Source organism: Oceanospirillum beijerinckii DSM 7166 (genome assembly GCF_000422425.1).
In the GTDB taxonomy this organism is placed as follows: Bacteria; Pseudomonadota; Gammaproteobacteria; order Pseudomonadales; family Halomonadaceae; genus Oceanospirillum; species Oceanospirillum beijerinckii.
On the sequence record NZ_AULT01000080.1, the window covers coordinates 1 to 9,456 of the forward strand.

The window sequence follows — 9,456 nt, forward strand, 5'->3', positions numbered from 1 at the left end:
GGGACAAGTAGCGGCCTATTTGGGTTTAGTGCCTCGTATCCAGCAATCAGGGCAATGGAAAGGAAGAAGCCGTTTAAGTAAGCAGGGGCCAGCCAAAATAAGAGCAAAGCTCTATATGGCAGCAGTCAGTTGTTTACAACATAACCCAGATATTCGACATCAATTTAAGCGTTTAGTAGAGAAGGGTAAAAGTAAAATGCAGGCCCTGTGCGCAGGTATGCGCAAGCTTGTTCAAATTTGTTTTGGTGTTGTAAAGCATCAAAGCGAATATCACCCTCAATCAGCCTAAAAGAGCTGTTGAAGGTGATTTGGAGAGATGGTATCTACAACAACTTATCTGGTTTGGTATATGCTTGTTACAGTCAGTTGCTAACTGGGATTACTAATCCCTTAAAAGCTGAATCTGTTTAAGCTAGTGCCTTTAAAGCCAAACCTGTTTCAGCTAGATCCTTCTTGGCTATATCCTTTTAAAAAGGGCTGAACGCCCCGCTCCTTCTGCGCCATCTGCTGCGGTGACAAATTTCTCCATATGGATATCACGCTCAAATAAGCGCCCCTGCATCAGAGCGGTAATGGCGGAATCGATCATTGGAGGTGGGCCACACAGATAGGCTTTATGACCTTCAAAGCGACCACTAAACTGTTCTTTTGCCGCTTCATGCACGTAGCCTGTAAAGCCCTGCCAGTTATCCGCTGCGTCTGGATCACTCAGTGCCGCGGTGTAGTGGAAATTGCTGTATTGCTCAGCCAGCTGTTCAAACAGCTTGCGGTTGTACAGCTCGGATAGATTACGTGCGCCCTGGAACAGGTAAATCTGACGTTGATCGCCCTGCTCTAACATATCCAGCACCATCGACTGAGGACTGGACAGCCCGGAACCACCGGCAATAAAGATGGCATCCTGCTCGTCAGAACTGCGTACAAAGAACTGACCGTAAGGGCCTGAGACATCTAACTTCTGCCCCATAACCAAGGATTCATGTAGCCAGGTTGTTGCAGCCCCGCCTGGAACCAGACGAATATGCAGCTCAATCACATCGGATTGGCTTGGCGCGCTGGCGATGGAGAATGCCCGTGAGCCTTCAATACCCGGTAGCGTCAGGTTGATATATTGACCAGCCTGAAACGCCATCGGACGATCCAGCTTTAACCAGATACCTCGAATGGTGGGTGACAAGGCTTGGATATCCACCACTTCGCCGGTAAAGTCTTCTACCGGAAAACCCTGAAAATCCGGATCAACATCGATATCTGCTTCAATCACCAGATCCGATTCTGGCTTACAGCAACAGGCCAGTACTTTGCCTTCGTCCCGTTCCATATCCATCAGAGCAAAGGGTGAAGCGTTGCCGTGGTCATAATCCCCCTCCACCACTTCAACTTTGCAGGTTGCGCATGTGCCATGACCACAGGCAAAGGGTAACCAGACACCTTGACGCAAAGCCGCATCTAAAATGGTTTGTCCCTCTTCCACTTCCACCACATCACCTGTGGGTTCAACCGTTACTTGGTAAGTCATGACCTTCACCTTCTACCTTATCTCTGTTCTTGTTATGGTCTGGTACCCGGCAATCTTTTGTGGCTTTTAAACCTGATCTCCGGTGTACCAGAAGCACGGATCTTTTTTGTCCGCTTGGCTTTTCGTGTTATGCGTTCCGGTTTAGCGTTACCTAACCATCACAATTATTTCTGTCTACACGCCAGCGTTCTGAAAACCATTCAGTTCAGGTGTTTTAAAACGCAGCAGAGATTTATGGCCGATGCCCTGCTCCGCCAGTGCCACATCCATCTGAGGAACAAAAGGTTGACCGTCTAACTGCCAAACCACACTGTTCCAGTTGACCTGATCCCACTCTGGATGCTGACTAAAGGCTTCTGGCATGACTTCCTGAATCAGCGCACCAAATGGCATCTCCGGTGGCAGTGGATAAGCAAAAGCGGCGCAGAACATCAGGTGGTGATCCCAACCCACATACACCACTTGATTACCGTGAAAGTTCTCCTGACGATCCTTCATTTCACCCTGATAGCCGGGCTTTAATGCACGTACTGGCATAACAAAATCCTCACTTCAGGCCGCAAGGGGCTGAGCCACCCAGATTTTGGGAGCTTTACAGCCGGTTTGCGGCACTGGTTAAACGTTATTTGTTGTTATTCGTTTCGAGTTGCGTTTGGCTGATCAGGAAGCTTTGTTCTTCCATTGCTGCCAACGCTGTTGATCAGGAGAGCCTTCAATATCCATGTTGTCGGCACCCAGATTCATCTTGTAGTAGTCCTTCAGGATATCTTCTACACCGGGACCGCCACAGTTGCCCTGGAAGATCTGGTGTACCGGCAGCCAGGATTGGATATATTTCTCTGGCTCATCATCAAAGATGTGCTGACAACCATCGGAACAGAAGTGATACTTCTCGCCTTTATATTCACTGCTGCGATATGAGATCTGAGTTGGATCATCCATCTCGGTAAACAACATCGGAATCTGACAGGTAGTACACAGCTGAGGCAGTGCCTTGGTGTAGAAGCGGTTGCCTTCGGCTTCCATCTTCTTAGCCAGCTCCCAACGTGGGCGATAGTATTTATCGAAGGTGTCTGGATATTGAGCCGACAGCCAATCCAGCTCTTCATCGGATGGAATCCAGGTATGGAAACCCGCGGCATGGCCGTGGGTGTAGAAAGTCCACCACGCCTGATGCGAGATATGCTCTTTCTCTTTTTCGGCCAGTTTGGCTCCTTCCGGCATGGTGATACCGTAACGGGCCAGATCTTTAAACAGCGCACCACCTGCCTCTTCAAAGTAGATCTCCCAGGCTTCTTTCCAGGACATCACCTTATTCGGCAGCATGTAATCCATCATCATGGCGACGATGGTCAGCAAACGGGTACCGCGCCAGAACCACTTATCGATCCATTTCTGTACAATCGGCAGGTTGTCTTCGTGCTGTTCCAGCAGGAATTTGATCACTTCCAGACCCAGAGTCATGTGGCGGGCTTCGTCGGACTGAGCCGAGAAACCAAAGGTTACGGTCGCCATATCACCGTTGTGAGCCGCACCCGACATAAAGGGTACAAACAGCAGGTTGGTCAGCACGTATTCAAAGCTGAAACCGATGGCGACCATAAACTCGAATGGCCCACCGGAACGGGCGTCGTTAAAGAAGGACTTCGGCACAGACAGGTACCAGACCCGATCGTGCATATGGCTAAAGTCCTGGAAGCCATCAAAGAACTTATTGTAGTGACTCATGGCGTGGATCTGAGTCTGTACGTGGCGCAGTTCATCCAGGGACTGCATCTGACACGCAGTGCGGGCACCGACACCCCCCAGTTGACGACCGGTATGGGCAAAACCCTGGAAGGCTTGATATTCCAGCGGTGATACGCCGGTCAGGAAGATTTTCAGCGCGTTGACATAACGCTCATCGGTCACATTCAGATGGCCATTGTTCTGAGAAAAAGCATCAAAAATTGCGTACAGCTTTTTCTCTTTTTCAGCCTGATACTTCCAGTAGGAGTCCATGGTCAAACGGAACGGGTCTTCCCACTTAGACCAATCAGTAATCTTGATACCTTCAAATTCTTCAAACGGAAACGCCTTTTCACGATCCTGGTAGCTGAACTCCCAATCCAGGTCACGGGTCAGCAGGCGATATTTATCTTTTAGATTTAGTTTCTTAGCGGCCATTAGAGACACCTTTTCCTTTGTTTTGCGCTAACTGCGCAACAACAAAGCTCTTGTTTGTTTTTATTTTCTAAGTGTTGTTCTCAACCAGAGTGCAGCTTACTGGTTCCAGGTCAGGCTGATCTGGTCATCATCTTCATCAACGTTGCCACCCAGTGTGATCAGGTTCAGGTGCAGTTCCTGCACATCCCAGTCACGACCCAGTTTCTCTTCAACGGTTTCGCGCTTAACAATCAGTTGACCGTCGGCTTCCAGGCGCACCATGGCAGGCATGTACTGCGCCGTCACGTCCGGGTTGTCTTCTTCCACCGCTTCGACGATATAGCGAGAAACATCATTGTCCTGTAACGCCAGATATACTTTTGACATGGGGTTTCTCCTTACTGAGCCAGACCGGCTTTTTGCAGACGTTTATCCAGTTGAGCCAGTGCACTCTCTAATGCACCATCGCCTAACATCTCTTGTGCTAATGGAGCAAAAGCCTCACCGGCCTTGCCGCGCCACTTACTGGCCCATTCGGAAATCAGCTGTTTATTATGATCTGACTCAGCGGCAGCCGCTTTCAGTACGCTGTCACTCCAACGCGCCACCTCTTTGCTCCACTGCTGCATAAACTCGGTCAGCATGGCGATATCCTGACCACCGTTTTCTGCCAGCCACTGGTCAAATTGTTCATAGAACAGACTGTGCATCAGACCATCAACCACAATGTCCTGGGCCACAAACAGCTCAAACCAGTCTTCAATCACCAGAGAGCTTTCACATAGGGCGCGCATACCCTGCCAAACCGCATCATCCATCCAGAAAGCTTTCGCTTCCTGCAGCGCCTCACCACTATTGCCATCTAACAGCAGGCCAATACGGGACAAGTACTGGGCGATGCCCAAACGATCTGCACCATCAAACAACATGGCTTGAGTCACAGCGGTGCCGTATCCATAAGCGGCACAATACATATTGTTCAGGTTGGCGGTATGCTCGACATGCCGCAGAGGAACCAGATAGCGAATCACTTTCTGTTTCAGTTCATCACTCAGGCGGCCTGCCAGATCTCGTTTTTCGAAAAAGCTGAAGTTATTTTCAGCGCCTTCCTGCATCTTGGCCCGCTGCTGAACGTAGGTGCCGTAGTAGAACTGACGCGGGTCTTTCAGCGCGTACCAATCCTCCATCTGAATGGCGGTACGACGCTCATCTTCCAGCTCATATTCGGGTTGCCACAGTGGGCGGTAATGCAGATTGGTTTCCGCCTGCACATCAAAGGTGGCTTCCTGGTAGCGTGTCGCCGGTTTATCACCAAAGCGGCGTTCGATATGAGCGTAGGTGTTACGCACCGGTTCCAGGGTTGCGGTTTTAATCTCAATGGTCATACGGGCTTCCTGTGTCTTGTTTTTGTTTCGGAAGTAATGGGTAATAGCTAATCGAAGAACTCAGCCATTAATCCGGTCATGATTTTTTGCCATTAGGGTTTCTTCGCCGTAGCGCCATTTATCAAACTCGGCATCAACGATCTGCCCCTCTTCTTCTGTCATATGCACCACCTGGTTCGTGGCGCAAAAAGCTTCAAAAGCGGGTTGAGGTAATACCAGTTCGATAAACAGCTTTGGATCGCCTATGGCAAAATCAAACTCCACAAAACGGGCATTCGCTTGGCTACGCACCCGAACAAACTTCACCAGGTTGTCAAAATCACTCTGTGCAGTTTGATCGTTTAATTTCACTTGTAATGCTGTTGTGCTCATGATCCGCCTCTGTCTTGCTTTCGCGTTTCGCTTGCACAGAGGTTATTGCAACCGGTGGGCCAGATTGATTTTTATGGGCAGGAAATATTTTTAACATACTGTTTTTAAAGAATAAAAAACCTATTAACACAAGTCATTTCGATATAAAAAGCAGTCACAACTAAAAACAGTAATTCGATGAATTTCACCATATGATTAATTGATCAACTGTCATTTGATCATATGGTTAAGCGACACCATTCAGCCTATCATCTGAGCTGCGATGCAGCATTTGACGAATTGTTTAGGCAGAGATGCAAAAGGATTTTTTATGTGATAGAGATAGCTAATACAGCGAAAAAATAAAGCGGTTAATGCAGACAATTAGCTAATAAAAATAATAAGCGTCACAATGAGATAGCGTTCTTGCCTATCCCTAAAAGTTGATAAAAACGACAATAACGATAAAAGAGAGCATGATGCAGGATTCAACCCAACCCTTGCCCCTTCCCGGGCGACAGGATCTGCTGGACCAGATCCGTTTTGACCTGGAACATGGCAAAATCTGGTTAAAGGAACAACGATCTCTTCTGCTTGGCTTATCCGCCATGGGCAGTTTTCGTAAAGAGATTATCACCACTATGGGGCAGGAAAGGGCCAAAGGCTTTTTTATGCGCCTGGGTTACTATTCCGGCCTGAAGGATGCCGAACTGGCCCATGAGGTGCGCCCGGATATGAGTCTTGAGGAAGCCTTTATGACCGGCCCTCAAATGCACTGTCTGCGTGGTATGGTGAAGGCGATTCCTATCTGCCTGGAAGTGGATCTTGAGCAGCAACATTTTTATGCGGAGTTCGACTGGGAGAACTCCTTCGAGGTTGAGATCTGCCAAACTATTCTGGGACTACTGGAAGAACCCGCTTGCTGGATATTATTAGGTTACGCCTGCAGCTACTCGTCTCATTTTCTGGGTATGGAGATTCAGTTCCGTGAGTTAGAGTGTCGGGGTAAAGGTGATCATCGTTGTCATATTGTCGGTAAACCCGCGCATGAATGGGATGATCATGAAGAGTTTCGTGAGTTATTCCGTGAAGCCCCTTTGATCGATGAACTCTATGCCCTGCAATCGCAAATAGCCGCACTGGAAGAGCGTCTACCGGTTTCTCCCGATAGCCCCACCACGATTGGTTCTGCGCCACCCTTTACCAGTGCCCTGAAAATGATCGATAAGGGCTCCTACTCCGATATGACCATGCTGTTATTAGGTGAGACAGGGACAGGTAAAGAGGTATTAGCCCGTCGAATCCACAGTATGAGCCCCCGTCGTGATCAACCGTTTGTGGCAGTGAACTGTGCCGCCATTCCGCCAGAGTTGATTGAATCTGAGCTGTTTGGTGTGCAAAAAGGCGCATTTACCGGAGCAACACAGAACCGTATCGGCCGTTTTGAACGGGCACAAAATGGCACCATCTTTCTGGATGAGGTGATTGAACTCTCCCCTCGTGCCCAGGCTGCTCTGTTACGGGTTTTACAGGAAGGTGAGCTGGAACGTGTAGGTGATACCAGCACTCGCAATATCGATGTCCGTGTAGTTGCGGCCACCAATGAAAGCCTGGAACAAGCGGTAACAGAGGGACGTTTTCGGGCTGATCTCTTTTATCGTATCAATGCCTATACCGTGATTATTCCGCCGTTAAGGGAACGCAAAGACGATATTCCCCTACTGGCCGATCACTTTAAAAAGCGCTACGAAGCCCGCTATAAAAAAACGACTATGGGTTTTACCTCCCGTGCCTTGGCTGCACTGCAGGCCTATGATTGGCCCGGTAATATCCGCGAACTGGAAAACACCATTGAACGGGGCGTGATTCTGACGGAAAGCAAACATTCCATCAGCGAATCCGATTTGTTCCACGCCAACTCCCCTCTTGATGACGCCAATCAACAACAACTCAATCAGAAAAATGGCTGTCTGGAATCCGTTAAAGCCGGTGATCTAAACGAGGTTGATCAGCTGGCCCAAAGTGCACTGGAAAACAATATCAGCTTAAATGAGCTGGAAGCGGCCATTCTAAAAGCCGCCATGGATAAAAATGATAATAATGTTTCACAAGCAGCCCGGTCGCTTGGTTTAACCCGGCCTGCAATGGCCTATCGATTAAAAAATCGAGTGGATTAAAGCCAAACAACATAGATTGGGCAATGCTCTCAGGGCTGAAAGGATATTTTGGAGTCGATATGAAAATCGCAATATGGGGAGCCGGTGGTATCGGCTGTTATTACGGCGCTAAGCTACAGACTGCAGGTCATGAGGTGGTCTTTATCGCCCGAGGAAAACATCTGACAGCGATGCAATCAGAAGGTTTATCGGTCAGCCACCCAGAGTTCTCATTCCATGAAACTGTTTGTGCCATTGATCAGGATGAACTACTGGAACACTATCTGTGCCAGCAGTTTGATCTGATTATTCTGGCACTGAAGAACACCCATACCTCAAGTCTGCTGGAAGCGGCCTGTGAATGGCTTAAACAGGGAGAAACACCTGTACTGTCTTTGCAAAACGGTGTGGATAATGAACCGGAAATTGCACAATGCATCGGTGAAGAGCGCACGTTAGGCGGTTTAGCCGTACGTATTGGCGGCCATATTATTGAACCCGGTTGCGTTGAAGCCACAGGTATCGCTCAGGTGATTTTTGGTGCCTGGCCGAACCACCATAATAATGTCGCACAGCCTGAGAACCAGAAACAAGGTGATAGCACAGAAATCAGGGACAACTCAGCACAACTGAAAAGCGTAAATACCTTTAATGAGATGTTCCAGCAAGCGGGGATCGCCAGTATTCTGACGGATGATATTCAGCGGGAACTATGGCGCAAACTCATTATCAATAACGGCGTAAACCCACTATCAGCCTTGAGTGGCCTCGATACCCGCTCCCTGACTCAGAACCCTGTACTCAGAGATAAGGTGTATAGCATGATGCTGGAGACCGCTGCAGCCGCTGAGCATGATGGCCTTATTCTGGAAAGAACAGATGTTGATGAGATGTTTGAGCTGATCTGCAATTTTGATGCGATCAAAACATCCATGTTGGTCGATAAAGAGAAGGGAAGACCTCTGGAACTGGATGGTATCAGCGGTACAGTATTACGACGCTGTCAGCAGCTGGGGATCGAAGCCCCCGTGACTGCTTTTGTTCATGAAATACTCAGTCTGGAAGAAGAGCGTCGCCATGGGTAGTTATTATCAGACAGGTTGGGGACAAGGCTATCCCCCCCTGCAGAAGTAGATAAGAAGTAGATGAGATGTAAAACACCATCAATAACGCCCTAAAGAAACCTCCAGCAGGTTCGAATCCTCTCTTACCGGCTGGCCAATCATCTCATCATAAGCACTTTGATGACGTAGCGTCATTTTCTGACAAGCCAGGGAATCAAACTCCTCCTGCAGAGAAATCTTATTATTGCGTCTAAGGGGTTTGCTCTGCTCATCCACCACTAAAAACTCTTCACCTTCTATATCGGCATAGGCTTGGTATAGCATGCCATCAATAGAGTGAATCACTATTTTGTCTATCCGGGCCTGCTGTTTCAGCTGTTCAAGGGTGATCACCATCGTCGTATCCTCTACATTGTTTCAGAGCACTTTTGCTTTGAACTACTACGTTATTAGAAGAAAGATGGATCTCCTGACTATACAGAGTCAGAAATGGCGCCAGGAACGTTTAAACTACCTATCAGCCTGTCGGACTTAAGCTGTCAATAGGCTTAAAAATCAGAAAAAATTGCGATTTATGCAGGGATATTCCTATTTTTTGAGAATATCCCTGTTCAATACCTTATTTTAGGCGCAACTTGGCTATTCGTTTTAGATTCCAGGCCATACACACCAAGCTCCATTCTCCTGTCACTCCCTTCAGTCCTCGTAGCGAGAACTGACGGAAGCCCAAGACCGATTTGATAATACCGAAGACCGGCTCAACCGTTTGTTTACGTAAGGCATAGATCGCTCGTCCTGCCTTGGTCCTTAACTTATGTGCCATCTTCTCTGCTGGA

Annotated in this window: 11 protein-coding genes; 3 read left to right on the plus strand and 8 right to left on the minus strand. The window is 48.3% G+C overall.

Going from position 1 to position 9,456, the window contains the following annotated elements; translation table 11 throughout:
- Nucleotides 1-289 (plus strand): IS110 family transposase (locus H579_RS0118105; RefSeq protein WP_028301844.1); only part of this gene is annotated, 289 nt, incomplete at its 5' end.
- A gap of 168 nt (nucleotides 290-457) precedes the next feature.
- Here H579_RS0118105 and H579_RS0118110 read toward each other — a convergent pair.
- From H579_RS0118110 to H579_RS26415, 6 genes are all read right to left on the minus strand, one after another.
- Nucleotides 458-1,519 carry an NADH:ubiquinone reductase (Na(+)-transporting) subunit F gene (locus tag H579_RS0118110; protein WP_028301845.1) on the minus strand — a complete coding sequence of 354 codons (1,062 nt, stop codon included), beginning with the start codon at nucleotides 1,517-1,519 and terminating at the stop codon, nucleotides 458-460.
- A 174-nt stretch (nucleotides 1,520-1,693) separates the two neighbouring features.
- A complete protein-coding gene (locus H579_RS0118115; protein ID WP_028301846.1) occupies nucleotides 1,694-2,056 on the minus strand; it encodes a phenol hydroxylase subunit P4 in 363 nt (120 codons plus the stop codon).
- 123 nt (nucleotides 2,057-2,179) lie between these two features.
- Entirely contained in the window at nucleotides 2,180-3,685 is a 1,506-nt protein-coding gene (locus tag H579_RS0118120; protein WP_028301847.1) for an aromatic/alkene/methane monooxygenase hydroxylase/oxygenase subunit alpha, read from the minus strand.
- Nucleotides 3,686-3,781: 96 nt separating this feature from the next.
- On the minus strand, nucleotides 3,782-4,051 hold the full coding sequence (locus tag H579_RS0118125; RefSeq protein WP_028301848.1) for an MmoB/DmpM family protein: 270 nt from the start codon (nucleotides 4,049-4,051) through the stop codon (nucleotides 3,782-3,784).
- 11 nt (nucleotides 4,052-4,062) lie between these two features.
- Entirely contained in the window at nucleotides 4,063-5,049 is a 987-nt protein-coding gene (locus H579_RS0118130) for an aromatic/alkene monooxygenase hydroxylase subunit beta (protein WP_028301849.1), read from the minus strand.
- 60 nt (nucleotides 5,050-5,109) lie between these two features.
- A complete protein-coding gene (locus H579_RS26415) occupies nucleotides 5,110-5,421 on the minus strand; it encodes a phenol hydroxylase subunit (protein WP_084624216.1) in 312 nt (103 codons plus the stop codon).
- A 458-nt stretch (nucleotides 5,422-5,879) separates the two neighbouring features.
- On the opposite strand from H579_RS26415, the gene H579_RS0118140 reads away from it, so the two are divergent.
- Together H579_RS0118140 and H579_RS0118145 are read left to right on the plus strand one after the other, a co-directional pair.
- Nucleotides 5,880-7,577, plus strand: coding sequence for a sigma-54-dependent Fis family transcriptional regulator (locus tag H579_RS0118140; protein ID WP_084624217.1), 1,698 nt, complete (start codon nucleotides 5,880-5,882; stop codon nucleotides 7,575-7,577).
- 59 nt (nucleotides 7,578-7,636) lie between these two features.
- Nucleotides 7,637-8,641: a ketopantoate reductase family protein gene (locus tag H579_RS0118145; protein ID WP_028301851.1), complete on the plus strand. Its 1,005-nt coding sequence runs from the start codon at nucleotides 7,637-7,639 to the stop codon at nucleotides 8,639-8,641.
- Nucleotides 8,642-8,719: 78 nt separating this feature from the next.
- Here the strand turns inward: H579_RS0118145 and H579_RS0118150 are convergent, their stop codons facing one another.
- Together H579_RS0118150 and H579_RS0118155 are read right to left on the minus strand one after the other, a co-directional pair.
- Nucleotides 8,720-9,016 (minus strand): DUF6482 family protein, encoded by a 297-nt coding sequence (locus H579_RS0118150; RefSeq protein ID WP_028301852.1) that lies wholly within the window; start codon nucleotides 9,014-9,016, stop codon nucleotides 8,720-8,722.
- A 223-nt stretch (nucleotides 9,017-9,239) separates the two neighbouring features.
- On the minus strand, nucleotides 9,240-9,456 hold a 217-nt coding region (locus H579_RS0118155; RefSeq protein ID WP_028301853.1), incomplete at its 5' end, for a transposase.

Excerpts from the sequence above, each read along its gene's own strand:
- H579_RS0118120 (WP_028301847.1), bottom strand. The coding sequence starts at position 3,685 with ATGGCCGCTAAGAAACTAAATCTAAAAGATAAATATCGCCTGCTGACC.
- H579_RS0118150 (WP_028301852.1), bottom strand. The coding sequence starts at position 9,016 with ATGGTGATCACCCTTGAACAGCTGAAACAGCAGGCCCGGATAGACAAA.
- H579_RS0118125 (WP_028301848.1), bottom strand. The coding sequence starts at position 4,051 with ATGTCAAAAGTATATCTGGCGTTACAGGACAATGATGTTTCTCGCTAT.
- H579_RS0118145 (WP_028301851.1), top strand. The coding sequence starts at position 7,637 with ATGAAAATCGCAATATGGGGAGCCGGTGGTATCGGCTGTTATTACGGC.
- H579_RS26415 (WP_084624216.1), bottom strand. The coding sequence starts at position 5,421 with ATGAGCACAACAGCATTACAAGTGAAATTAAACGATCAAACTGCACAG.
- H579_RS0118110 (WP_028301845.1), bottom strand. The coding sequence starts at position 1,519 with ATGACTTACCAAGTAACGGTTGAACCCACAGGTGATGTGGTGGAAGTG.
- H579_RS0118115 (WP_028301846.1), bottom strand. The coding sequence starts at position 2,056 with ATGCCAGTACGTGCATTAAAGCCCGGCTATCAGGGTGAAATGAAGGAT.
- H579_RS0118130 (WP_028301849.1), bottom strand. The coding sequence starts at position 5,049 with ATGACCATTGAGATTAAAACCGCAACCCTGGAACCGGTGCGTAACACC.
- H579_RS0118140 (WP_084624217.1), top strand. The coding sequence starts at position 5,880 with ATGCAGGATTCAACCCAACCCTTGCCCCTTCCCGGGCGACAGGATCTG.